Origin of the sequence: Roseixanthobacter pseudopolyaromaticivorans (assembly GCF_043195145.2) — a bacterium.
Lineage (GTDB): Bacteria > Pseudomonadota > Alphaproteobacteria > Rhizobiales > Xanthobacteraceae > NCEH01.
Map to the genome: position 1 here is coordinate 1,194,038 of NZ_CM195539.1, position 24,300 is coordinate 1,218,337.

23 protein-coding genes and 1 tRNA gene are annotated in these 24,300 nt (G+C 66.5%); 8 read left to right on the forward strand and 16 right to left on the reverse strand.

Features of this window, described 5'->3' with window-relative positions; all coding sequences use genetic code 11:
* Positions 1–65: 65 nt before the first annotated feature.
* Both V5F68_RS05830 and V5F68_RS05835 read right to left on the reverse strand, forming a co-directional pair.
* The gene (locus tag V5F68_RS05830; RefSeq protein ID WP_394013689.1) at positions 66–656 is read right to left on the reverse strand and encodes a protein-S-isoprenylcysteine O-methyltransferase; all 591 of its coding nucleotides are present in this window, start codon (positions 654–656) and stop codon (positions 66–68) included.
* A complete protein-coding gene (locus tag V5F68_RS05835) occupies positions 653–2,038 on the reverse strand; it encodes a hypothetical protein (RefSeq protein WP_394013690.1) in 1,386 nt (461 codons plus the stop codon). Before V5F68_RS05835 ends, V5F68_RS05830 begins: the two co-directional genes overlap by 4 nt.
* A gap of 150 nt (positions 2,039–2,188) precedes the next feature.
* Between V5F68_RS05835 and V5F68_RS05840 the strand changes: the two genes are divergently transcribed.
* Positions 2,189–3,082, forward strand: a complete 894-nt coding sequence (locus V5F68_RS05840) for a glycosyltransferase family 2 protein (RefSeq protein ID WP_394013691.1) — start codon at positions 2,189–2,191, stop codon at positions 3,080–3,082.
* 232 nt (positions 3,083–3,314) lie between these two features.
* On the forward strand, positions 3,315–5,234 hold the full coding sequence (dxs, locus tag V5F68_RS05845) for a 1-deoxy-D-xylulose-5-phosphate synthase (RefSeq protein ID WP_394013692.1): 1,920 nt from the start codon (positions 3,315–3,317) through the stop codon (positions 5,232–5,234).
* A 121-nt stretch (positions 5,235–5,355) separates the two neighbouring features.
* Here the strand turns inward: dxs and V5F68_RS05850 are convergent, their stop codons facing one another.
* Entirely contained in the window at positions 5,356–5,817 is a 462-nt protein-coding gene (locus tag V5F68_RS05850; protein ID WP_394013693.1) for a hypothetical protein, read from the reverse strand.
* 102 nt (positions 5,818–5,919) lie between these two features.
* On the reverse strand, positions 5,920–6,489 hold the full coding sequence (locus V5F68_RS05855) for a hypothetical protein (protein WP_394013694.1): 570 nt from the start codon (positions 6,487–6,489) through the stop codon (positions 5,920–5,922).
* Positions 6,490–6,657: 168 nt separating this feature from the next.
* Here V5F68_RS05855 and V5F68_RS05860 point away from each other — a divergent pair, with 168 nt between their 5' ends.
* On the forward strand, positions 6,658–7,386 hold the full coding sequence (locus V5F68_RS05860) for a TlyA family RNA methyltransferase (protein ID WP_394013695.1): 729 nt from the start codon (positions 6,658–6,660) through the stop codon (positions 7,384–7,386).
* Entirely contained in the window at positions 7,383–8,606 is a 1,224-nt protein-coding gene (locus V5F68_RS05865) for a class I SAM-dependent RNA methyltransferase (protein WP_394013696.1), read from the forward strand. Before V5F68_RS05860 ends, V5F68_RS05865 begins: the two co-directional genes overlap by 4 nt.
* 173 nt (positions 8,607–8,779) lie before the next feature.
* Here the strand turns inward: V5F68_RS05865 and V5F68_RS05870 are convergent, their stop codons facing one another.
* The 3 genes from V5F68_RS05870 to aroC all read right to left on the reverse strand — a co-directional run bounded on the left by V5F68_RS05870 (position 8,780) and on the right by aroC (position 12,212).
* The gene (locus V5F68_RS05870) at positions 8,780–9,610 is read right to left on the reverse strand and encodes a DUF1194 domain-containing protein (RefSeq protein ID WP_394013697.1); all 831 of its coding nucleotides are present in this window, start codon (positions 9,608–9,610) and stop codon (positions 8,780–8,782) included.
* Between the two features lie 109 nt (positions 9,611–9,719).
* Positions 9,720–11,030, reverse strand: coding sequence for a 3,4-dihydroxy-2-butanone-4-phosphate synthase (gene ribB, locus V5F68_RS05875; protein WP_394013698.1), 1,311 nt, complete (start codon positions 11,028–11,030; stop codon positions 9,720–9,722).
* A gap of 66 nt (positions 11,031–11,096) precedes the next feature.
* Positions 11,097–12,212, reverse strand: coding sequence for a chorismate synthase (gene aroC / locus V5F68_RS05880; RefSeq protein WP_394013699.1), 1,116 nt, complete (start codon positions 12,210–12,212; stop codon positions 11,097–11,099).
* Between the two features lie 191 nt (positions 12,213–12,403).
* Between aroC and V5F68_RS05885 the strand changes: the two genes are divergently transcribed.
* A complete protein-coding gene (locus tag V5F68_RS05885) occupies positions 12,404–13,723 on the forward strand; it encodes a hemolysin family protein (protein WP_394013700.1) in 1,320 nt (439 codons plus the stop codon).
* 32 nt (positions 13,724–13,755) lie between these two features.
* Here the strand turns inward: V5F68_RS05885 and V5F68_RS05890 are convergent, their stop codons facing one another.
* The 4 genes from V5F68_RS05890 to fabI all read right to left on the reverse strand — a co-directional run bounded on the left by V5F68_RS05890 (position 13,756) and on the right by fabI (position 16,221).
* On the reverse strand, positions 13,756–14,340 hold the full coding sequence (locus tag V5F68_RS05890) for a histidine phosphatase family protein (protein WP_394013701.1): 585 nt from the start codon (positions 14,338–14,340) through the stop codon (positions 13,756–13,758).
* Between the two features lies 1 nt (position 14,341).
* Positions 14,342–14,746, reverse strand: coding sequence for a hypothetical protein (locus V5F68_RS05895; protein ID WP_394013702.1), 405 nt, complete (start codon positions 14,744–14,746; stop codon positions 14,342–14,344).
* Positions 14,747–14,828: 82 nt separating this feature from the next.
* Complete coding sequence (locus tag V5F68_RS05900; protein WP_394013703.1) at positions 14,829–15,383, reverse strand: hypothetical protein; 555 nt, start codon at positions 15,381–15,383, stop codon at positions 14,829–14,831.
* A gap of 10 nt (positions 15,384–15,393) precedes the next feature.
* Positions 15,394–16,221, reverse strand: a complete 828-nt coding sequence (gene fabI / locus V5F68_RS05905; RefSeq protein ID WP_348846145.1) for an enoyl-ACP reductase FabI — start codon at positions 16,219–16,221, stop codon at positions 15,394–15,396.
* Between the two features lie 147 nt (positions 16,222–16,368).
* Between fabI and V5F68_RS05910 the strand changes: the two genes are divergently transcribed.
* Positions 16,369–16,445: transfer RNA gene (locus tag V5F68_RS05910), tRNA-Pro, on the forward strand.
* A 276-nt stretch (positions 16,446–16,721) separates the two neighbouring features.
* Here the strand turns inward: V5F68_RS05910 and V5F68_RS05915 are convergent.
* The 3 genes from V5F68_RS05915 to V5F68_RS05925 all read right to left on the reverse strand — a co-directional run bounded on the left by V5F68_RS05915 (position 16,722) and on the right by V5F68_RS05925 (position 19,851).
* On the reverse strand, positions 16,722–17,240 hold the full coding sequence (locus V5F68_RS05915; RefSeq protein WP_394013704.1) for a hypothetical protein: 519 nt from the start codon (positions 17,238–17,240) through the stop codon (positions 16,722–16,724).
* A 134-nt stretch (positions 17,241–17,374) separates the two neighbouring features.
* Positions 17,375–18,532, reverse strand: a complete 1,158-nt coding sequence (locus V5F68_RS05920) for an MFS transporter (RefSeq protein ID WP_394013705.1) — start codon at positions 18,530–18,532, stop codon at positions 17,375–17,377.
* Positions 18,529–19,851, reverse strand: a complete 1,323-nt coding sequence (locus V5F68_RS05925; RefSeq protein ID WP_394013706.1) for an HdeD family acid-resistance protein — start codon at positions 19,849–19,851, stop codon at positions 18,529–18,531. The genes V5F68_RS05920 and V5F68_RS05925 overlap by 4 nt, the downstream gene beginning before the upstream one ends.
* Before the next feature lie 190 nt (positions 19,852–20,041).
* On the opposite strand from V5F68_RS05925, the gene V5F68_RS05930 reads away from it, so the two are divergent.
* Positions 20,042–20,293 carry a hypothetical protein gene (locus tag V5F68_RS05930; RefSeq protein ID WP_394013707.1) on the forward strand — a complete coding sequence of 84 codons (252 nt, stop codon included), beginning with the start codon at positions 20,042–20,044 and terminating at the stop codon, positions 20,291–20,293.
* A gap of 73 nt (positions 20,294–20,366) precedes the next feature.
* On the opposite strand, the gene mgtE is transcribed toward V5F68_RS05930, so the two are convergent.
* Both mgtE and V5F68_RS05940 read right to left on the reverse strand, forming a co-directional pair.
* Positions 20,367–21,731, reverse strand: coding sequence for a magnesium transporter (mgtE, locus tag V5F68_RS05935; RefSeq protein ID WP_394013708.1), 1,365 nt, complete (start codon positions 21,729–21,731; stop codon positions 20,367–20,369).
* A 106-nt stretch (positions 21,732–21,837) separates the two neighbouring features.
* Positions 21,838–22,449, reverse strand: coding sequence for a carbonic anhydrase (locus V5F68_RS05940; protein ID WP_394013709.1), 612 nt, complete (start codon positions 22,447–22,449; stop codon positions 21,838–21,840).
* Between the two features lie 498 nt (positions 22,450–22,947).
* Here V5F68_RS05940 and urtA point away from each other — a divergent pair, with 498 nt between their 5' ends.
* The gene (gene urtA, locus V5F68_RS05945; protein WP_394013710.1) at positions 22,948–24,249 is read left to right on the forward strand and encodes an urea ABC transporter substrate-binding protein; all 1,302 of its coding nucleotides are present in this window, start codon (positions 22,948–22,950) and stop codon (positions 24,247–24,249) included.
* The last annotated feature ends 51 nt before the right edge of the window (positions 24,250–24,300 follow it).

Below are 24,300 nucleotides of genomic sequence, written 5' to 3' on the forward strand. Positions count from 1 at the left end.
CCGAACGCGCGGGGAACACAGCGTGTCCGAATCGCGCGCCGCGCCGTGTGCGGGCTTTGTTCTTTTCAGTAGAGCCCGGGGATGATGCGCTTGGTGCGGGCGCAATAGGCGTCATATTGCGCGCCGAAGGTCTCGCGCATCATTGCCTCTTCCTGGCCGACCCGGAAAAAGAAAAGGATGCCGAAGCCCACCAGGCCGGAAAATCCGGCCAGCAGGTTCGGCAGCAGCAGCGCCTGCGCCACCGCCCATAGGAAAAACGCGGAATACATGGGGTGGCGCACCTGCGCATAGACGCCCGAGGTTACGAGCTGGTGCGCGTCCTTGATCTCCAGCGTCACCGACCAGTTGCGGCCGAGATCGCGATGGGTGCGCCAGAACAGCCAGAGCGACACCGCGAACACGGCGATGCCGGCCGCCACCTGAAGCGGGGAGGGGGCATAGCCGAGCGCGCGGGGAAAGCCGGTCGCCGCATAGATCGCCGGAATGATGCCGAGCCCGAGCGTGGAGATGGACAGCAGCACCAGTTCCCGCGTCGTGCGATGGCGCCGGTCGGCCACCCGCGCCTTGCGCGCCTTGCGCTCGAACGGCATGCGGATGACGTACCAGGCGATGACGCCGAGCGCCCAGGCCAGTTTCGCGATGGCGAGCGTGCTCATGGGCGCTTCCTGCTCCTGTTTTTGGGATATTGCCGGGCGCGGCCGCCGGATCTGGGATGCGCCTTGGCGCGCGCCGGCGGCTGTGCGGGGCCGGCGGACGCGGCGGCCGGTTCGGCCGCCTTGGCCGGGGCCGCGCCGCCCACCGCCGTGGATTGCCGCTGGGCCAGCGGAATGAGCGCGCCGTCCGGCGCGAAGATCGCCATCGGCCCCTCCATCTGCCGCACCATCTCGTCGAAAGTCACCGGCGCGCAAATGAAGGCGTAAAAATCGTAGGGCGCCTTGCGGTCGTTCGCGAGGAAGAACTGGCAGTGCAGCCGCATCACGTCGAAGCGGAAGCGGGCATAGGTCTTGGGCGTCAGCAGGCCGCGAATGGTGATCTGCCGCACGAACGGCCGGCGCCGCCCGTCGGCGTTGCCGGCGTGGCCGAGCGTGACCGGATTGACCTTGTAGAAGCTGACGATGTCGTCGCGTGCCTGGAATTCCGCCCAGCCCACGGCCGGCGCGGCATGCACCTTGTGCGCCGCCGCCCGCAGGCGGGTGCCGGCGGGATGCAAAGCGAATTTCGCGGTGGTGGAGCCGAGCGTGAGCAGGCGGATCGGCATGCGCGTGCCGAATTTCGGGTCGCGCGCCAGCACCTGCGCCATGAGGCTCACCACATGCATGGCGCCGAGGCTGTGGCCGGCGATGACGATCTCATCCACGCCGCCCTTGCGCGCCACCTCGCGCACCCGTGCCGCGAAGGCGGCGACCCGCGCATCGATGTCGGGATGCCGGCCGCGCGCGTAATCCACCGAGAATTCCGCAAGATCCAGCGATTGCTTGAGCCGCAGCCGCTTGCCCAGCGTCGCCATGAGGCCGAAGAAAACGCCGGCGGTGGCGATCGCGCCGAGGATGAGCGCCGGGATGGGGCCGAGCGGCGTGGCGGAAAAATAGGCCGCGCCATAGCCGGCGGCGAGGGCTGCGGCCGTGATGGCGAGCAGCACCACATAGGTCAGCACGAAGAAGATGCCGTAGCGGTGGCTGAGGCGGAAATAGCGCACCACCGTGCCGCTGGCGATCATGTCCGCGAGCGCCCGGGTCGTGCCGAGAATGTGCGACCAGCGGCTGCGCGCCATGTCGGCACGCACGAATTCATCCCAGGCGAGCAGCTCGAACCGGGTCTGCGTGGACCAGCCGGGACCCGTGGCGTGGGCATTCCATGTGGCGCCGGTCGAGGTGGGCGCGATGGCGTGATCGCAGCCGGTCTCGACGTTCCACACCTTGGCGAATCGGGCGATCTCGCGGGTGAAGACCTTGTGATGGCCTTCCGCGCTCATGGGATCGAAGCCCGCCACGAAGAAGAAATGGCGGCGGAGCGTCTGGTCTGGTTCGTGCACGGCCATGGTCGATGGCCTTCTAACGGAGCGCGGCGCGCGATGAAAGGCCCCGCGCCCGCACGGTGCGCGTCAGGCCGCGTTGGAGCCGCCGCGCGGGAGTGCTACCACAGATGGGCAAAGCGCCCACACATGGGCCAAGCGCCCTGCGGAGGACCGATGACCTTGACCGACACTGAGGCCAATGATGCGCCGCCGGTGAGCGTGATCCTGGTCTCCTACAACAGCGGCGCGGTGATCGGCCGTGCCATCGCCTCGGTGCCCGAAGGGTGCGAGGTGATCGTGGTGGACAATGCGAGCCCGCGGGGCACCGGCTTCATGGACGGCCTCGCGCGTCCCGCCCGGCTGATCGCATTGCCGCGCAACCTCGGCTTCGGCACCGCCTGCAATGAAGGCGCGCGCGCCGCGCGGGGCGAATACGTCTTCTTCCTCAATCCCGATGCGGCCTTGGCGCCGGGCGCGCTGGAGCGCCTAGTGGCGGCGGAACGGGCCTATGGCCCGGCGATCATCATGCCGTCCATCCTCGGTGATACCGGCCGGCCGATGCGCAAGGAAGGCTCGATTCTCGAGCCTGTGGCGCGCGGCGCGCGGCTGAAGGCGGAGGAGATCGCGGGCGATTATTGCACGCGGTTCGTGCACGGCGCCGCCTTTCTCATGAAGCGCCAGGAGTTCCTCGACCTCGGCGGGTTCGACGAGCAGATTTTCCTGTATCACGAGGACGACGACCTCGCCCTGCGGGCGCTGGCGCGCGACCTGCCGATCGTCGTGGTGCCGGGCGCGCAGGTGTCCCACAGCGGCGGGAAATCCAGCACCTCTTCCTGGGCCGCCACCTTCGCCATCAATCGCTACAAGAAGCGTTCGGAACTCTATGTGCGCCGCAAGTATGGGCGCTCCACCCCGTTCGCACGCGATCTGATGCGCCTCGCCGGCGGCTGCCTGCTGGCGCTGGCCACCCTCGACATGCATCGCTTCATGATCCGGGCGGGCAAACTTGCCGGCCTGCTTGACGGGCCGGGCGCGCCCACCGGGCCGGCCCATGACGGCCGGGGATAGTGCGCGCCGCGCGGACGGTAACATCATCCCAATGTATGGTTAACGGGTCTGGCGGTGCGCGTTGCACATGACCATCTGTGTGTGTAAGGCTTTTTTGTCCCGGATACCGGGTACGATCCCCGGCTCAGCCGCTCGGGTCGGCGCAAGAACCGGCGACGCCGGCGGATGAACAGGGCCGGCGATGCCGGCAGATTGAATAGGGCCGGCGATCCCGGCATGTGCGGAGTGTTCCGTGACCGCTTCCAAGACCCCGCTTCTCGATACGGTGCACAGCCCCGCTGATGTGCGGCGCCTGCCCGACGAAAAGCTGCCCCAGCTCGCCGACGAGCTGCGGCTCGAAACCATCGACGCCGTGTCCGTGACCGGCGGACACCTGGGCGCGGGCCTCGGCGTGGTCGAATTGTCGGTGGCGCTGCATCACGTTTTCGACACCCCGCACGACCGCCTGATCTGGGACGTCGGGCACCAGTGCTATCCCCACAAGATTCTCACCGAGCGGCGCGACCGCATTCGCACGCTGCGCCAGGGCGGGGGCCTGTCCGGCTTCACCCAGCGCGCGGAGAGCGTGTACGACCCGTTCGGCGCGGCCCATTCCTCCACCTCCATTTCCGCCGGCCTCGGCATGGCGGTTGCGCGCGACCTCTCCGGCGAGGAGCGCAACATCGTCTGCGTCATCGGCGACGGCGCCATGTCGGCGGGCATGGCCTATGAGGCCATGAATAACGCCGGCGCCATGGACAGCCGGCTGATCGTCATCCTCAACGACAACGACATGTCGATCGCCCCGCCCACGGGCGCCATGTCGGCCTATCTCGCCCGGCTGATTTCCGGGCGCACCTATCTCTCCCTGCGCGAGATCGGCAAGCAGCTCGCCGGCCACATGCCGAAGTTCGTCGAGCGCGGCGCCCAGCGGGCGGAGGAGTTCGCGCGCGGCTTCTGGACCGGCGGCACGCTGTTCGAGGAGATGGGCTTCTATTACGTGGGGCCCATCGACGGTCACAATTTCGAGCACCTGCTGCCCGTGCTGCGCAATGTGCGCGACGCCAAGACCGGGCCGATCCTGGTTCATGTGGTGACGCAGAAGGGCAAGGGCTACGCGCCCGCCGAGGCCTCCGCCGACAAATATCATGGCGTCGTGAAGTTCGACGTGGTGACCGGCGCGCAGGTCAAGGCAAAGTCCAATGCGCCGACCTATACCCGCGTGTTCGCGGAGAGCCTCATTAACGAGGCGCGGCATGACGACAAGGTGGTGGCCATCACCGCCGCCATGCCGAGCGGAACCGGGCTCGATCTGTTCGGCCAGGCGTTCCCAAACCGCACTTTCGATGTGGCGATCGCCGAGCAGCACGCGGTGACGTTCGCGGCCGGGCTCGCGGCGGAAGGCTACAAGCCGTTCTGCGCGCTCTATTCCACCTTCCTCCAGCGGGCCTATGACCAGGTGGTGCACGACGTGGCGCTGCAGGGCCTGCCGGTGCGTTTCGCCATCGATCGCGCCGGCCTCGTGGGCGCGGACGGCGCGACCCATGCGGGCGCGTACGATATCGCCTTTCTCGGCTGCCTGCCGGGCTTCACCATCATGGCCCCGTCCGACGAGGCCGAGCTGACCCACATGATCGCGACTGCGGTTGCGTTCGACGAGGGGCCGAGCGCCATCCGCTTCCCGCGCGGGGAAGGCGTGGGCGTGGAGCGGCCGGAGCGGGGCGAGGTGCTGCCCATCGGGCGCGGCCGCCTTCTGCGCGAGGGCACGGACGTCGCGCTGGTCGGCCTCGGCACGCGGGTGGGCGCCTGCCTCGTGGCGGCGGAGCGACTGGCGGATCTCGGCATTTCCGCGAGCGTCGCCGATGCCCGCTTCGCCAAGCCCATCGATCAGGACCTCATCGGCCGTCTGGCGCGGGAGCATGAGGCGCTGATTACGGTGGAGGAAGGCTCCGTCGGCGGGTTCGGCAGTCAGGTCATGCAGTTCCTGAGCGATACGGGAACCCTGGATCGCGGGCTCAAGCTGCGCGCCATGGTGCTTCCGGACATCTATATCGACCAGGAGACGCCGGCCCGTCAGATCGCCCAGGCCGGGCTCGATGCCGACGGCATCGTGGCGAAGGTGCTCTCGGTGCTGCAGCGCCCCGACCGTATCGGCTTGACCCGGCGGGCCTGAATCAAGACCCCGGGTCGCGCCCCGCGCAGGGGGCTTCAACCCGGCCCGTCCTTCCACCCGATCCTCATCGAGCCCGACCTGAGCGGCCGGGCTGCGATGTTCCGCCCGTGGTGGTGCGGCTTCAGTTCTTGCAGGCGCTTTCGAACTGGCCGAAGGCTTCCGGTGCGCCGGCCAGCGCCACCTGCTGCTTGGCGCCCTTGGTCTCGACCACCAGTAGCTTGCCGCTGGCGAGCAGGGCCTTCAGATCGGCCATCTTGGCGCCGGCTTCCACATCCACCGCGCCGCTTTCCTCATTGGCGACCGCGCGGCCGACAAGATCCTTCTTCACCTTGCCGGCGGTCAGCAGAATGTGGGCCGCTTCCTCCGCCTTCAGCCCCTTGGAGCCGATGTAGGAGCTGACCAGGACCATGTCCTTGCCCTTGTCGCAGGTGAAGCTGACGATCGACTCGTCCGTCTCCGGCACGCCGAAGGTCAGGGTCGCCCCGGTATCGCTGTTGCTGCTGGCCCACTGCATCTTCACCTGGGCTGCCGCGGGCATCGCGGAGGCGGCGAGAAGCGCGAGCGCGAGGACCTTACGATACATGCTCAATTCCTCACAAAATGGCGCGGGATCATAACCAGCCGTCAGAAAAGGGGAAGCCGGGCGGGCTGCCCCTATGTCAGCGTGGTGAATATCGGTTATATATTACCTGGATGCCAGGCAAGCGCGCTCGAAATCCTGCAGGCGGGCACGAGCGCCGGCGAACGGCAGGGTCTGTGTCTGCCCGGCGAGGCGGATGGTCAGGGTGTCCCCGTCGCGGAAGATGTCGAACACGCGCGGTTCCAGGGTCACCGCCGCCTCCACCACCAGCAGGCCGTCGCTGGAGCCGAGAAAAGCGCTCGCCGCAAGCTCAAGATGGCGCTTGCCGCTGGAGAGTGACAGCGCGACCCCGTCGCCGGAGCGGATCTTGGTGGAATTCACTTCCAGGGCGATCTGAAGCAATTGCGCCGAGGGCTGGCATGTGGCGGCGAACACCGGATCGGTGGCGCGGGGCTGCCCGAAGCGCAGCACATAGGTGCCGTCGCCCCGCACCAGGCTCCACACGCGCGTATCCGCGGGCGCCTGGGTCTTGGACGCGGTGGATTTGGTTGTGCCGGTCTTGGTTGTGCCGGTCTTCGTGGTGCCGGTCTTGGAGGTATTGGCTTTGGCGCCGCCAGCCGCGAGGGGCAGCGCGACAAGCGCCAGGGCGCACAGGGCTGCGAGGGCGATACGCATACATTCTCCCATCAGGCAGCCGGCGCGTCCTCTTGAAGGCCGCCTGCTCCGTCGCTTGCCGTTTGCCTCTCCCCCAGCCATCGCATATCACGACCGGCCGGCCGCGCGCGATCAGATTTGCACGGCTGGCTTAACGCGAATGCGGTTCCCTTAACGCGGATGTGGTTCATGGCGCGGCAGCGCATCGACAAGCTTCTGGTGGCGCGCGGCCTGTTCGACAGCCGGGCGCGCGCGCAGGCCGCCATCCTGGCGGGGCAGGTGCATGCCGACGGCAAGCAGGTCGCCAAGCCTTCCGACGAGGTGGCCGAGGACGCGGCCATCGAGGCGCAAGACATTCACCCCTTCGTCTCGCGCGGCGGGCTGAAGCTCGAGGCCGCGCTGGACGCCTTCGCCATCGACCCCGCCGGGCGCGTGGCGCTGGATGTCGGCGCCTCCACCGGAGGCTTCACCGACGTGCTGCTGCGGCGGGGGGCACGGCGCGTCTATGCGGTGGACGTGGGGCACGATCAGTTCCACGCCCGCCTGCGCGGCCATCCCGACGTGGTGCTGCTGGAAGGCACCGACGCGCGCAGCCTGGACCGCGAAAAGGTGCCCGAGCCGGTCGATCTCGTCGTCATCGACGTCAGCTTCATCTCGCTCGCCTTGGTGCTGCCGGCGGCGCTCGCCTTGGCCGCGCCCGGTGCGCGCCTCGCGGCGCTGGTGAAGCCGCAGTTCGAGGCCGGCCCGGCCCATGTGCGCAAGGGCATCGTGCGCGATGCCGCCATCCATGCCGCCGTCTGCGCGCGCGTCCGCGAGAGCGTCGAGGCGCTGGGCTGGAGCGTCACGGGCCTCATTCCCTCGCCCATCACGGGGGGCGACGGCAATCATGAATTCCTGATCGGGGCGGTGAAGCCATGATGGAGGCCGTCATCGCCCGCATGGGCGCCCAGGGAGATGCCATCGCCGAGACGGCGGAAGGCCCGCTGTTCGCCGCTTATGCCCTGCCGGGGGAAACCGTGGTCGGGGTGCGCGAGAAGGACCGGCTGAAGGTGGAAACCATCGTTTCCGCCAGCCCGGACCGCGCGGTGCCGGTGTGCTCCCATTTCGGCGTGTGCGGCGGGTGCCTGCTCCAGCATTGGCAAGCTGCGCCCTATCAGGCGTGGAAGCGCGGCCTGGTGGTGGAGGCGCTGGCGCGCGAGGGCATAGCTGCGCCCGTGGGCGATCTGGTGGACGCCCATGGCGCAGGCCGGCGCCGGGCGATCTTTCATGCCCGCCAATATGGCGCGCGCACCGTGGTGGGCTTCGCCGAGCGCAAGTCCCACGCCATGGTGGCCCTGCGCGAATGCCCGGTGCTGGCGCCGGGCCTTGCCCGCGCGCTCGCGGCCGCCCAGGCGGTGGCCGATGCGCTGGCGCCCTTGAAGAAGCCGCTGGATCTGCATGTCACCGCCACCGAGACAGGGCTCGATCTCGACGTGCGCGGCTCGGGGCCCCTACCGCCGGACCTGATGGTGGAGCTTGGCGCGCTGGCGGAACGATTCGACCTCGCGCGCCTGACCCGCCATGGAGAATTGGTGCTCCAGCGCGCCGCGCCGGCGCTCACCATGGGGCTCGCGCGGGTCGAGCTGCCGCCGGCCTCCTTCCTCCAGGCGACGCAATTGGGCGAGGAGACCCTGGCCGGGCTGGCGCTGAGCGCGGTCGAGGGGGCAAAGCGCGTCGCCGATCTGTTCTGCGGCGTCGGCACCTTCGCGCTTCGCCTCGCCCAGACGGCGCGGGTGAGCGCCTATGAGAGCAACGCCCCGGCGGTTGCGGCCATGCAGCGCGCTGCGAAGGCCACCGCGCGCCTCAAGAGCGTGGAGGGCGAGGTGCGCGACCTGTTCCGCCGGCCGCTGGTGGCGGAGGAGCTGGCCCGCTTCGACGCGGTGGTGATCGACCCGCCGCGCCAGGGGGCGGAGGCCCAGGCGCGCGAACTCGCCCGCTCCAAGGTGCCCCGCCTGGCCTATGTCTCGTGCAGCGCCGTCACCTTCGCCCGCGACGCTCGCTTCCTCGCCGAGGGCGGGTTCGTGTTGCGGTCGGTGACGCCGGTGGACCAGTTCCGCTATTCGCCCCATGTGGAATTGGTGGGCGTGTTCTCCCGGTAGGACCGAACCCGGTCGTCGCCGAAATGTTGGCCGAACATTCGCCCGAAATGGCGGTGTTGTCCGGCGCCAAGCGGCGGAGAAGTGCCAGTAAACCGATGTTCGTCTGCGCCAAGTCATTGTTTCACGTGAAACATTTCCCGCCGGCCGGGGGGCGGGTGCAGTTGGCGGCCGGATCAATTGTTCCAATGCTCCTGCCACAGCCGCTCGCCGATGAGGCAGGAAACGCGGGCCGGCTGCACCACCTTGATGACGGGAAGGCGGGGCGCGGGCGGTTCGACCCCCGCCACCTCCAGCACCAGCTTGGTCTTGATCGCGCGGGCGAATTCGGCCTGCTCCCGCACCGGAATGACGAACGCGCCGGGGCCGCCGATGACGCAATCCTCGTAATAGAGATCGAGATCGGCGATATCGAGGAGCGAGTTGCTGGCGCGCTTCAGCAGCAGCGGCAGGCCGTTGATGGTAATGCCGCGGGCCACCACTTCGTCGCGCGCCCGCTCTACCGGCGCTCCCTGGTTGTTCACACCATCCCCGGACACATCGATGACTTTGCGCAGGGGGCGAAAGCCACTGTTCTTGAAAAGATCCGCTGAAAAGTACAGGCCGCCGGAAATGGAGGTGCGGTAGACCCGGCGCAGCGGCGCTGCGCGGATCGCCTCAGAGACGGTGCGCGCACTGTCCGGCCCGTCGATCACCTGCCAGGGAATGACCACCCTCTGCTCGTGCTCGCCGGCCCATTCCACATACGTGACCACGATCCGCCCGTTGGGGCCGAGCCGCAGGGCGTCGAGGAATTCCGGCGAGATCAGCGCGGAGGCATAACCCTCCCTCTGAAGCGCCTGTTCGTCCGGATCCATGGAGAAGGAAACGTCCACCGCCAGCACAAGCTGAACGTCCACCGGCAGGTCCGCCGCAGCGGCAGGCGCCGCCGCAAGCAGCGTCAGCAGGCAGAGAAACGCGATCCAAAGGGTCGGGGCGCGGGGCTGGCGCACGATCCGCTGTGTCATGGCGCCTCCGGGAGGTGTAAGCCGCGACGAACGATCGACGCATGCTGCCACCTTCCGCGGCGGTGCAAAAGAGGCGCGCCGCCGCTTTTCGCCGGCGGCGACTTTCCCGTCAGCTTTCCAGGTGCTCGGTCTCGACGATCTCGATGCCGAAGCCCGCAAGGCCCACATAGGTGCGGGCCTTGGAGGCCAGCAGGCGGATGGAGACGATGCCGAGATCGCGCAGGATCTGCGCGCCGAGGCCGACTTCGCGCCAGTGGCGGTCGCGCTCCAACTCGCTCGGGGTCTTCTCGCCGGGACCCATGGCGGTGGGCGGAACGCCGGCTGTGCCGTCGCGCAGATAGACGAGAACCCCCCGTCCCTCGACCTTGATGCGCTCCAGCGCCTTCTGCAGCACCTTGGCGCCGGTGAAGGCATCGGCGACCGGATCGGCGCGATGCAGGCGCACCAGCACATTCTCCCCATCGCCGATGCGGCCGTGGACCAGCGCCAGGTGGTTCACGGAATCGAACGGGGTGACGAAAGAGAAGCCCTGCAATTCGCCGACGCTGGTGGGCACCGGGAATTCCGCCGACCGGCTGACCAGCTTTTCGCGCGCCTGTCGGTAGGCGATGAGGTCGGCGACGGAGATGCGATGAAGAGTGTGCTTCTCCGCGAAGGCGGTGACCTGCGGCCCGCGCTGCACCGTGCCGTCGTCATTCACCAATTCGGCGATGACGCCGATGGGCGGCAGGCCGGCGAGGCGGCACAGATCCACCGCCGCTTCCGTATGGCCGGAGCGCATGAGCACGCCGCCATCCTTTGCGATCAGCGGGAAGACGTGGCCGGGACGCACGAAATCGCCCGCGCCCATGTTGGGATTTGCGAGCGCGCGCACGGTGTTGGTACGCTCCTCGGCCGAGATGCCGGTGGTGGTGCCGTGCCGCACGTCAATGGAGACGGTAAAGGCCGTGCCCATGGGGGCATCGTTGTTCGCCACCATGGGCTCCAGCCGCAGACGCTTGGCCTCGGAGGCGGGCACAGGCGTGCACACGATGCCGGAGGTGTTGCGGATGACGAAGGCCATCTTCTCGGGCGTGGCGAGGGAGGCGGCGAGGATAAGGTCGCCCTCGTTCTCACGGTCGTCATCGTCGGTGACCACGACCATTTCGCCACGGGCGATGGCTTCAATGGCAAGCTGAACGCGGGATTGAACGGTATCGGTCACAGGCAAACCTCGGATGCGGGGCGCGGGGAGGCCGAGAAAGTCGTTGGGCGTGACGGCGTGGCCCGTGGCCTCGGCGATCCGCTCGGCGGTTTCGCGGGAGATCCACGCGCGCGCGTCATTGCACAGCGCCGTCACGCTGGCGGGCGAAAGCCCCACCTGCCTGGCAAAGGCGCTCCGCTTGGTCCCGGTGCTTTCGAGCCATTCCGCGAGCTTCATGGCCGGAAGCTAGCAGGGCTTATTTTCAGTGACAATGAAATATTGAAAAATTCAGTGTTGCTGAAATCAAGCCTTCGGGAAGGGCCATGCGGGAGGCGTTCCGACCTGCCCACGATGGCGCAGCAGGTGGTCCGCCAACACGCACGACATCATTGCCTCCCCCACAGGCACCGCGCGGATGCCGACGCAGGGATCGTGCCGGCCCTTGGTGATGAGGTCGGTCTCGGCACCGAATTTGTCCACCGTCCGCCGGGGCGTGAGGATGGAGGAGGTGGGCTTAACCGCGAACCGGGCGACGATGGGCGCTCCCGTGGAGATGCCGCCCAGGATGCCGCCCGCATGGTTCGAGAGAAAGGCCGGGTGCCCCTCGTTGCCGAGGCGCATTTCGTCCGCATTCTCTTCCCCGGTGAGGCGGGCGGCGTTGAAGCCTTCGCCGATCTCCACGCCCTTGACCGCATTGATACCCATGAAAGCGGTGGCGAGGTCCGCGTCGAGCTTGGCATAGAGCGGCGCGCCGAGGCCGGCGGGCACGCCTTCCGCCACCACTTCCACCACCGCGCCGACGGACGAGCCGCGCTTGCGGATGGCGTCGAGATAGTCGGTCCACAGCGGCACGGTGCCGGCATCCGGACAAAAGAACGGGTTCTCGTCCACCTGCGCCCAGTCCCAGCGGGCGCGGTCGATCTCGATCTCGCCGATGCGCACCAGGGCAGCGCGCACCTGCGCCTGTGGCAGCACCTTGGCGGCGAGCGCACCAGCCGCCACCCGCGTCGCGGTCTCACGCGCTGAGGAGCGCCCGCCGCCCCGGTGGTCGCGGATGCCGTATTTGATGTCGTAGGTGAAATCCGCATGGCCGGGACGGTAGCTGCCGGCGATGTCTGAATAATCCTTCGAGCGCTGGTCCACATTCTCGATCAGCATGGCGACCGGCGTGCCGGTGGTCACGAGCCCGCCTTCGGGATGGTCCAGCGTGCCCGAGATGATCCGCACCTGGTCCGGCTCGCGCCGCTGGGTGGTGAAACGCGACTGGCCGGGGCGCCGCCGATCGAGCGCGGCCTGGATTTCCTCGAGCGTGAACCGAAGCCCCGGAGGACAACCATCCACCACGCAGCCGATGGCGGCGCCATGGCTCTCGCCGAAGGTTGTGACCCGGAACATGTGGCCGAACGTATTGAAGGACATGGCCTGCCTGTGTGATGTGCTGAGGTTATCTAGGTCGGTCCAGGAAAAAGCACAATGTCTCGGGCGAGCCTGCCGCCCGGCGGCACCGCCGCGATAAAGACGCGCGGCTTCACGAAAATACCGCACGGCCTCGCCCATCGCGGCGCGCCTGTGCTATGGAGGGGCGGACGGAAGGGTCCGATTTTCCCGCCATGCCCATCATCGAAATTGTTATTGTCCTTTTTCTCGTTCTCCTGAACGCCGTTCTTGCTGCTGCGGAACTGTCCATCGTCTCGGCCCGTCCGGCGCGGCTGCGCCATAAGGCGGACCATGGGCACAAGGGCGCCAAGGCCGCCCTCGCCCTGGGGGCCGAGCCCGGCCGCTTCCTCTCCACCGTCCAAATCGGCATCACCCTGATCGGCATCCTGGCCGGCGCCTTTTCCGGCGCGAGCCTCGGCGCTTATCTCGGGCAGGTTCTCGAGGGCGCGGGCGTCGCCGTGCGCCTCGCCGAGCCGATCGGCTATGCCGTGGCGGTCGCCGGCATCACTTATATCTCGTTGGTCGTGGGCGAATTGATTCCGAAGCGGCTCGCGCTCCAGAATCCCGAGCGCCTCGCATGCATCGTCGCGCCCATGATGGTCGGCCTTGCGAAGGTCGGCGCGCCGGTGGTGTGGGTGCTCGATGTGTCCACCCGCGGCGTGCTCCGGCTGCTCGGCAATTCGGGCGGTCAGGAAGGCGGCGTCACCGACGAGGAAATCCGCGCCATCATCAACGAGGCCGAGACTGCGGGCGTGATCGAACCCGCCGAGCGGCGGATGATCTCGGGCGTCATGCGCCTTGCCGACCGTCCCGTCACCGCAATCATGACGCCACGGCCCGACGTGGAATGGGTGGATATTTCCGGCAGCGCCGACGAGGTGCGCGACATCATTCTTTCCACGCCTCACAGCCGCCTGCCGGCGTGCGACAAATCCCCCGAGGAGACCGTAGGCGTCATCCAGGCCAAGCGCCTGCTCGATGCCTATCTGAAGGGTGAGACGCCCGACCCGCGCACCTTCGTGCAACCCGTCACCTTCCTGGTGGAGACGGTGGGCGCGCTTGAGGCCATGCGCACTTTGCGCGGCGCCGAGGTGCCCATGGGCATCGTGGTCGACGAATATGGCGACATGGTCGGCGTGGTGACCGGCTATGACCTTCTGGCCGCCATTACCGGGTCGATCTCCGACGACAGCCAGCATGACGAGCCCCATGTGGTGGAGCGGCAGGACGGCTCGTTCCTCATCTCCGGCGATGCGCCGGTGGACGAACTGCGCGAAGTGCTTCAGCTAAATTTCCCGGTCGACCGCGGCTTCCACACTGTGGCCGGGTTCGCGCTTTCGCAGATCAAGGAATTGCCGCAGGTGGGTGCCGTTTTTGATTCGCTCGGCTGGCGTTTCGAGATCGTCGACATGGATGGCCGCCGGATCGACAAGCTGCTGGTCTCGCGCCCGCCGGTGCTGCATCGGCAGAAGACCACCGGCGCGACGCACTGATTGGCGCCCGCCGGGTTCACCGCGCCGCGTCGCTATTCCGCGACCCGGAAACCGCCGCCCGCGAGCACATAAACCGCCCCTTGCCGTACCGGCAGGAGCGCCGCTTCTTCCTGCGGCATGCCGGCCTTGGTGTGCAGCAGGGCGCGAATGACGCCACCGTGGGTCACCACGACCGCATCCTGCTCCTGCAGGCGGTCCAGGGCGGTGCCGGCGCGCACGCACAGCATCTCATAGCTTTCCCCGTCGGGCGGCACGAAGGTCCAGGGCGCCAGCTCCCGCGCGCGGACCGCCTGGCTGTCACGCCGCTTCAACTCCGGCCAGGTGCTGCCTTCCCATCGCCCGAACGACAGTTCGGCAAGGTGCGGATCCAGATGATAGCCGGACGCGGGCAAATCGAGCGTGGTGCGCAGGATGCGCATGGTTTCCACCGCTCGCATCAACGGGCTCGACACGAAGGTCAGCGGCGCCACGTCCCCCGCCAGCTGGTGGAGCACCCGTCCCACCTGTGCGGCCTGTGCGCGGCCGAGGCTGTTCAGCGGTATGTCGTGCCGTCCCTGCAGCCGGCCGGCGACGTTCCAATCGGTTTCTCCGTGGCGAACCAGGAACAGGCGCGCCATCTTACCGGCCCGTAAGGGTCAGGGTGTGGGTGTACCATTGGCCGATCGGCGGATAGGTCACGCGGATCTGCGCGGTCCCGGTGCCGGTTCCGGTCACGATGGTTCCGGCGAGGCGCTGTCCCTGGCACACCAGGTAGCCATAGTCGGTTCCGGTCACGATGAAGGTGCCGGGGCGGATCGAGAGGTGCACGCCGGGCGATGCGCTGATCACCTCGATCGCCGGAGGCCCGATATTGAGGCACTCCTGATTGGCCGTACCCGCCGCAAACAGGATGCCGCCGCTGCCGCCGCCGGTGAAATAATTGGTGACATAGGCATCGGGATCGTTGTCAGGGCCGGCTTGCGCCGCAGAGCATGCCGCCGCGATGGAAAGACACACGGCCGCGGCGAGCGCCCGTGCCTTCATCCGCCCCCTCATCGGCACCCCCTGCATCGCCCCCTCCATCGTGCCCTACGTGCGGCACGCTTTTCCCACCGGAATGCGCTGCTCAGCGGGCCGGGATCATGACCTGGTGATCGTACCACGCCCCGATGGGCGGATAGGTCACGCGCAGCACCACGGTCCCCCCGGCGCGCGGTCCCTTGCCCGCGACGCGGACCACATTGCCGACCATGGGCTTGCCGTAGCACAGGGTCGAGCCCGCATCCGTGCCCGTCACCGTGAAGGCACCCGGCGCGACCGAAAGCTTGGCCCCCGGCGGGGCGCTGATCACCTTGATCTGCGGCCGGCCGGCTGGCTGGCAGAGCAGGTCCGCAGTGCCAGCGCCGAACAGGACACCCGGCGCGGCGCCGATCACATAGGCCGGCGGGCTGCCCGCGGGCGCGCCCTCGCTGGGCGGGTTGACGTAATCGGGGAAGATCGCCCCGCCGGGCCCGAACAGGCGGTCGCGCAGCGGATAGGCGTTGAAATCGGGAGGGGCGCCGCCCGAGCCCACCGGCACCTGGATCTGCATCTGGGTCTGCGCCTCGGCGGCACCGCCGCTGGCGAGCAGGGCAAGGCCCAGGAAGAGTGCACGGGTGTGGATCTTGGCGGAGCGAATCATCGGCCTCTCCTCAGTCCCGCACGAGCGCCAGGTCCGGCGCGTCGGGATGCTTCATGCCAACGATATGATAACCGGCGTCCACATGATGTATCTCGCCGGTGACACCGCGCGAGAGATCGGAAATCAGATACACGCCGGCGTCGCCGACCTCGTCCGTGGTGACGGTGCGGCGCAGCGGCGAGTTCAGCTCGTTCCACTTGAGAATATAACGGAAATCACCGATTCCCGAGGCCGCTAGGGTCTTGATGGGGCCGGCGGAAATGGCATTCACGCGGATGTTCTTCGGGCCGAGGTCGGCGGCGAGATAGCGCACCGAGGCTTCGAGCGCGGCCTTGGCGACACCCATCACATTGTAGTGCGGCATCCACTTCTCGGCGCCGTAATAGGTCAGTGTCACAAGCGAGCCGCCGTTCGTCATCAGCTTCTCGGCCCGTTGGGCGATGGCCGTGAACGAGTAGCAGGAGATGAACATGGTCTTGGCGAAATTATCCGCCGTCGTGTCCACATAGCGGCCGTCCAGCTCGTCCTTGTTGGAGAAGGCGATGCAATGGACGAGGAAGTCGATGCTGCCGAACAGCTTTTCCGTTTCGGCGAAGACCGCGTCCAGGGTGGCGGGCTCGGTGACGTCGCAATGGCCGACCAGATGGGCGCCCAGTTCCGCCGCGAGGGGCTCCACGCGCTTCTTCAGCGCCTCGCCCTGATAGGTGAGGGCGATCTCGGCACCGTGGGCGCGAGCGGATTTGGCGATGCCGTAGGCGATCGACCGATTGTTAGCGACGCCGAGAATCAGCCCGCGCTTGCCTTTCATGAGACCGCTCGCGTTGCTGTCGCTCGACATTCCACCACTCCTCACTCGTTGTCCTGTAACAGGCGGCCTCCTATGGCACGCGGGCGATGGGGGTTCAAGCGAAGGCGAAACGACAATGCCCTGCGAGAACGCGCTTGCCTCCCTGCCGAAGCGCATGCTAGAGGCAGCGCCCTGGTTCGGAGTGTAGCGCAGTCCGGTAGCGCACCACGTTCGGGACGTGGGGGTCGCAGGTTCAAATCCTGCCACTCCGACCAAGGATTTTGAACGGTTTCCCGCCCGTTCGCTTCATTCAAAATCCACGTCCCAGCACGCCGCGCGAAGCCGCGGAACGCTGATCCTTATTCCATAATGGTTTGCCGCCTTGGCCTCGGCACGGCCTGGATCGTGCGCCCCATCGCGCAGCGGCCAAGCCTGCGATTCGCGCCGCGGCGGTGGCTACCTCGGGCGAGGTCACGAATCGCCCGCTGAAAAGAAAACCCCGCGCCGAGGGATCGGGCGGGGTTTGTCGTCTCAGGAAAGGCCTCACAAGCCTACCAGCGGCAGTGCAGGCCGCCGTAGGGGCCGCGATAGCAGCCGCCGCGTCCCGCCACCCACCAGTCTATGAACAGGCTGGCCGACTCGCCGGACTTGGGCCCCGCATCGCTCAGGACCTTGATGGTGTAGGTGAGCGTATCGCCGGACAATTCCGGATCGGTGAGCTCGACCACCGAAACGTCGCTCTTGCCGTCCACCGTGACCGAGACGGTGGCGTTGGGTGGGTCCTTCTGGAAGCTGTCTTTGCCGACGGTCCAGAATTTCACGAAATCGGCCGTGGCGGTGTCGCCGGTCATGCGCTCGGGGCGATCGGCGAACATCACCGTCTGCGGCGCGACGCCCTTCAGGACCATCTTGTTGCCTGTGATCGTCACGGAATCGGCCACCTGGACGAACAGCCAGTTCGCGGGAGGCATCGGCTGCGAATTCGCAGGCAGGCCTTTGGCATCCTGGGCCAGGGCCGGCGACAAGGCGCAGGTCAGGCTGAGAAGGAGGGCACCCCATAATGCTTTCATTGCGCTTCCCCTGGGTTAATCAGTGAACCTAAGTTGTAGTAGCGCTCTAGCATGAACCTGTGACGATCCCACGCAAGGCGCGATGCGTCCGCCCTTCCTGTGGTACCGTTTTCGGCCCATCGAGGCGTAGTGAATCAGCTCTCCTCACGGATGAACAATGCCGCCAGCATGAAGAGGCCGCAGGCGAAGGCGGCGAACAGCGCAAGTCCGTGCAAGGTGAGCTGCATGGCGAAGCCGGCCGCGAGCGGGCCGATGAGCGCGCCGCCGCCCCATGTCAGCCCCATCACCGCATAGATCCCGACCAGCGCGCTGCCCTGGAAGCGGCTGCCCACGACGGTGAGCATGATGGTGTAGATGCCGACGAAGGCGCCGCCCCAGAGGAACAGCAGGCCGTAGGTCGCGAGGGGGCTTTGCAGGGCCAGCGGCCACAGAAGCGCGCCCCCGGTCGCCGTTGCGGCCAGCGCGATCACCAGATGGCGCCGGTTCATCATGTCGCCCAGCCAGCCGATGGGCAGTTGGAGCACGATCGCGCCCACCATCATGCAGGACATGAGCCGCGCCGCATCCTGCTCGGCCCAGCCGAGATTGATCGCATAGAGCGCCAGGAACGACAGCCCCGCCGCCTCGATGGCGGCATTCAGCACGGTCGCCGACATGGCAAGGGGGGCGAGGCGGAGATAGTGCATCGGGTTGGAATGGCTCGGCGCCTCGAACACGGGCGCCTCCACCTTGGGCGAGGCGACGAACAAGGCGGCGACCACCGCCATGCCGGAGCCCACCGCATAGGGCAGAATCCCCTGAGCCCCCACCAGGGAAAGGATCAAGGGCCCGAGCGCGAAGCCGATGGACAAGGCGGCAGTATAGGCCGCCATGGCACGGGCACGGGTCTGCTCGGTGGAGAGGCTGTTGATCCAGGTCTCGGAGAGCACGAACAGGGATTCGGAGGCAGCCCCCAGCACGAAGCGCAGCGGGAACCATAACCAGATGGCCGGTGTGAGCGGGAATGCCATCAGCGTCAGCGCTGCGAGCCCCAGGGCGGTCAGGATGAGGCGACGCGGGCCCACGCTCGCCACAAGGCGCGGAAGGACGAGGGCGGTGGCCAGGACGCCAACGGCGTGCATGGCCGCATTGGCGCCGATCACGGCGTCGCTGATGCCGCGCCCCGCCAGATCCAGCGCGATCAGCGCTGCGCTCAGGCTGTAGGTGAGGCCGAACATCATGGCGGTGAGAATCACCGCGCCGCGCGAGAGCAGGTGCGCGGGTGCGGCGGTGCCGGCCTCCGGGGTCGTCATGCGGCGGGTGCTTTCGATTTGGGAAGAAGGAAGGCGAGGGCGCCTTTCAGGCGTTCCAGCCAGGTGATTTGGGTCGGCTCAACCAGGCGCTGGAGCGCGCGCGCATAATCCAGCACCAGGCCGGGCGTCCAGGTCATGGCTTCGGCATGGGCGCGGATGGCGGCCGCGAGCCAGAGATCGGGATTGCCCATGAGGCGCAGCAGGCGCAGCCAGGGATAAGGCGTGGCCAGCGTGCCCTCCAGCGCCGCGTCGAGGGCGGACGCAACCGCGACCGAGCAATTGCGGTTGGTGAGATTATAAGTGTTCTCCTGCCGGTAGCCGATCCAGAAGGCGCGCAGGCGACGGGCATTGAAATTGTGGAAGGTGACCTGCGCATCGGCATCGCACCAGCCGGCCCGCTCGACCTCGTAGGAGGGCTGGAAGCGACCGGGGATATCGTTGTCCGCCGTGGCGCGCAGCGCGTTCATGAACGCACCGGCACTCTGCTCGATCTCCTGCGCGGGATAATGGCTGATATAGACGTCCGGTCGCAATTCCAGCGCGGAATGGCCCGTTGATATGGTGCCGTGCCGATCCAGCGCGGCGATGTAGCGATCCACTACGACGCGCCGATTTGCGACGTCCGCCGAGCCGACCGGCGTCCATACCCGCACCACCATCGCTTGGGAGGATTTCGGATGCGGATCCTCCCCCAGCAGCACCGGGGCGTGGTCGTACCAGGCGCGCGCGCCGAACATGGGCAGGGTGAGGATCGCCGCCTCCGGCTCCAGCGACTTGATCATCAGACTCATGCGGATCAGCACCCACCCTGAGAAGAGCAGAAGCAGGCCGACGCAGAAATGGATGTTCTTCGTTCGCGGGATCGGCCAGTCGGCGGCAATAACCAGGGCGAGGATCAGCTCGAAGGCGCCCCACGCCACCACCACGCGCCAGTTGCGGAAGCGCACGACGCTGGCGGTGCAGATCCGCGTCACGCCGTCGAAGGCGAAGGCGCCCGCAAAAAGGATCGTAACGACGTAGGTGTTGGTGTCGGGATATTGGATGATCAGGTAGCCGATAACGACCAATCCACCCGCTTTAAGGGCCGAGATGGTGCGGCTCACACCCGCTTGACCCGCCAGCGCCGTCAGGACGGCGAACAGGCCCTCCAGCAGGAAGACGAAGCCGAGCACGCCATTGGGCAGAAGGGTCTTTCCGTCCTGCGCATCGACGATCAGGAATCCGCCGCCGGCCACCAGCAAGGCGCCGAGCCCTGCCATCACGAACCACCGCTGACGCATGGAATCCGAGCCGATGAGAAGGAACGCGATCTGCCCCATGAATGACCCGTTGCCGTTGTGCTTAAGCTTGCCAGCGTGCCGCTGCACGTCGGATATTTAGGTAGCTGGGGACGCTTCGGGCGTCCAGCGCTCGCAACGATGACACAGGTGTTGGAAGAGGAGTCGGGAACACGGCCAGGGTTCCGCCGTTGATCTCCTGAACCTGAACACGAACGATGCGGAGGCCGAAATGGGCGACACGGATATTGAACGGTTGAAGGCCGATGCCTCGGGAAACACCGCGCTGAGTGAGACGCTGGCGGAAGCGGTCGCGGACTTTGTGACCGCCGACGACGCGGTCAACTTTCTTGCGTCGCGTGGCTTCGACCTGTCGACCCGCGATCTGACCGAAGCCGCCGCCGCAGAGGCCCGCGAGGAAACGCCGGTCGGCGAAGGCGAGGGCGGCTATGGCGCGCTCATGCGATTCATCGTCAATCACTGACGATCGAAACTAGCGCAAAAGGGCTGGCACCCATTCGAGGGGCCGGCCCTTGCTTGTCAGCGGCGGCGTCGCCTCACAGAATCGTGCCCCGCAGGAACACGTAGGCCACGCTGAAATAAATGATGAGGCCGGTCACATCGACCAGGGTCGCGACAAAGGGCGCAGAGGCGCTCGCGGGATCAAATCCCACGCGCTTCAGGATGAACGGCAGCATCGATCCCGCGAACGAGCCGAAGGTGACGATCCCCACCAGTGCCGCGCTGATGGTGAATGCGAGCAGAACCCAATGTTCGCCGTAGTCGAAAATGCCGAGTTCCTGCCACACGGCGATGCGGATGAAGCCGATGACGCCCAGGATGGCACCAAGCACCACGCCGGTGGGAATTTCGCGCAGCACCACGCGGAACCAATCGCCCAGCTTGACCTCATGGAGCGCGAGCGCGCGGATGATGAGGGAGGTGGCCTGCGAGCCGGAATTGCCGCCGGAGCTCATGACGAGCGGAATGAAGAGCGCCAGGACGATGGCCTTGGAGAGTTCGTCGGCATAGACTTGCATGGCGCTGGCCGTGAGCATTTCCGAGAGGAACAGCACGCACAACCAGCCGGCGCGCTTCTTGATCATCTGCATGAAGGAAATCTGCATGTAAGGCTCGTCGATGGCCTCCATGCCGCCCATGCGCTGCACGTCCTCGGTCTGCTCGGCGATGATGGCGTCGATGATGTCGTCGAAGGTGACGATGCCGAGCAGATGATGCGTGCTGTCCACCACCGGCAGGGCGATCAGATCATACTTGGCGATCAGCCGGGCCACGTCCTCGCGGTCGGTGAGGGGCTTGGTGGTGATGACCTCATAGGGCTGGGCCAGCGACATCATGGTGTCGGTTGGCTTGGCCGAGATCAGCCGGCGCAGCCGCACCACATTCACCAGGCGCTTCGAGGTCGGGTCCAGAAGATAGATGGCGTAGATGGTCTCGCGGGAGGCCTCAACCTCGCGCAGATAGATCAGCGTCTGCTCGACGGTCCAGTCGGCGGGAACGCTGACGTATTCTGTCGTCATCAGGCTGCCGGCGGTGTTCTCCGGATACGTCAGCAGATGCGCGATGGCCGTGCGCGCGTCGGGCGAGAGGCGATGCTGCAACTCGCCGCGCACCGGATCCTCGACCCAGCGCAGGATATCGGCGGCGCGATCGCTGGACATGCCTTCCAGCAGCGCCACCGCCTTCTCCTGGGGCAGCGTTTCGATCACCTCGCACGCCAGGTCGAAATCGGGCTGGTCCAGGACCTCGACCGCCCATTCGATCGGCAGGGTGGTGACGAACTGCACCACCTCCGGGAGCTCCTTTTGATTGAGGAACTCGACAATATCGGCGACGTGCCGGCGCCCGGCATTTTCAGGCAACAGCGTCGCCTGCACCGGATCGATGGTGTCCTGCTTCATGATCCTGAGCTCCCAGCCCGGCGTGTGACGCCACGCACGATGTCAAATCAAGCCTGTATGATGAAGGGGTAAAGCGCGTGTGACAGGGCCGTGCAGATCGCCAAGGTTATGCGGCGCGAAATGTGCCGTCCGCGTCAAGCAGTTCCAGCTTGCCGGTGGCGACCCCGAAATAGGCCCCATGGAGCGCAAGCTTGCCTTCGGCGATCCGTTCGCTGAGCCAGGGAAACGTGCGCAGATTTTCGAGCGACAGGCGCACGCAGCACAATTCGCAGAAGCGCTGCCGTTCGCCGGGGGGCAGGTCGGCTTTCAGCGTTTCGGCCCGTGCCGGCTCGGCGATGGTGATCCAGCTCGCGACGAAGTCGCGGGCGAGCGCCGGAGCGCCTTCCAGCAGGGCGTGGACGCCGCCGCACTGGGCGTGGCCGAGCACGACGATGCGCTCGACTTCCAACACCCGCACCGCGAATTCCAGGGCCGCGCTGGTGCCGTGATAATTGCCGTCCGGCTCATAGGGCGGCACGAGATTGGCGACGTTTCGCACCACGAACAATTCGCCCGGGCCGGCATCGAAGATGAGCTGCGGATCCACCCGGCTATCGGAGCAGGCGACCACAAAAGTATGGGGCTTCTGGCCTCGCGCGGCCAAGCGCTCGAAAAGATCCTTGTGAGTGGGCCACGAGACTTCGCGGAACCGACGGTATCCTTCGAGCAGAGAGTCCATGGTGTTTCCTCGCTTCGTGCAAACGGGGCACAAAAGAGCGTGCTGCGTCAGCGGTCAAGCGTTCCGCAACGCAATACGGAGGATTGTGCGGCAAGGGCAGGGAACGCATGCCCCAATCGCTGCGTTTGAGCTCCAGACAGCAAAACCTGAGAGGAGTGAAGACGATGCGCGGTTTTGTACTGTGGCTGCTGGGCGTGCCGTTTTCGGTGATCGTTCTGCTTTACCTCTTCAACGTTCTTTAATCGGCCGGCCCGCGATCCGATTGGAAAGCGGGCCGTCGCTTCCGCGATGAGGCAAACGGCCGCTCCGCAGTGGGTAATTATTAGGCATAAGCTTATTTTGTAATCACATTCTGGGCGCTGTATACAAATTAGGCGACGGCCGTCGGCGCTTGAGTGCGCGCGGCTGAACCCTCGCGGCGTTTGGCAGAATTGTGGCACGTCCCTTGCTCTTCGTGATCGCTGGCTTCGCGCCGGCCGACGAACACGGAGAGAGCGTATGCTCGAATTTCTGGGACGGACCACCAAAGGCATCGGGGCGCTGGCGGCAGCGGCCGCCCTCGCGGCAAGCATCGGCACCGCCGCGGCGCAGGAGACCATCAAGGTCGGCATCCTGCATTCCCTTTCCGGCACCATGGCCATCAGCGAGACCACGCTGAAGAACGTCATGCTGATGCTGATCGACGAGCAGAACAAGAAGGGCGGCGTGCTCGGCAAGAAGCTGGAAGCGGTCGTCGTCGATCCGGCCTCCAACTGGCCGCTGTTCGCGGAAAAGGCACGCGAACTCATCACCAAGGACAAGGTTTCGGTGGTGTTCGGGTGCTGGACCTCGGTGAGCCGCAAGTCCGTTCTGCCGGTTTTCAAGGAGTTGAACTCGATCCTCTTCTACCCCGTGCAATACGAGGGTGAGGAAAGCGAGCGCAACGTATTCTATACCGGCGCCGCCCCCAACCAGCAGGCCATTCCGGCGGTGGATTACCTCGCCAAGGAAGAAAAGGTGGAGCGCTGGGTGCTTGCGGGCACAGACTATGTCTATCCCCGCACCACCAACAAGATCCTGGAAGCCTATCTGAAGTCCAAGGGCGTCAAGTCCGAGGACATCATGATCAATTACACCCCGTTCGGTCAGTCCGACTGGCAGACCATCGTTGCCGACATCAAGAAGTTCGGCTCGGCAGGCAAGAAGACGGCGGTGGTCTCTACCATCAATGGCGACGCCAACGTGCCGTTCTATAAGGAGCTGGCCAACCAGGGCATCAAGGCGACTGATATTCCGGTCGTTGCCTTCTCGGTGGGCGAGGAAGAGCTGGCCGGCATCGACACCAAGCCGCTCGTCGGCCATCTGGCGGCATGGAACTACTTCATGTCCATCAAGACGCCGGAAAACGACGCCTTCATCAAGCAGTGGCAGACCTTCATGAAGAACCCGAAGGCTGTCACCAACGACCCGATGGAAGCCCATTACATCGGCTTCAACATGTGGGTCCAGGCCGTGACCAAGGCCGGCTCGGTTGACCCCGACAAGGTGATCGACGCCTTGCCCGGCACCAAGCAGCCGAACCTCACCGGCGGCGTCTCGGAAATGCTTCCGAACCATCACATCACCAAGCCCGTCTTCATCGGCGAGATCGAGGATAACGGCCAGTTCAATGTGGTGTGGAAGACCGAGAACCTCATCCCCGGCGAAGCCTGGTCGAAGCAGCTCGAGGGCTCGAAGGACCTGGTGGCCGATTGGGTGCAGCTGAAGTGCGGCAACTATGATTCCGTGAAGAAGGTCTGCCTCGGCACCGCCGCCAAGTGAGCGCTTGAGCGCTCCGAACAGCCGTCCCACCGCGCGCCCCGCGCGTTGGGT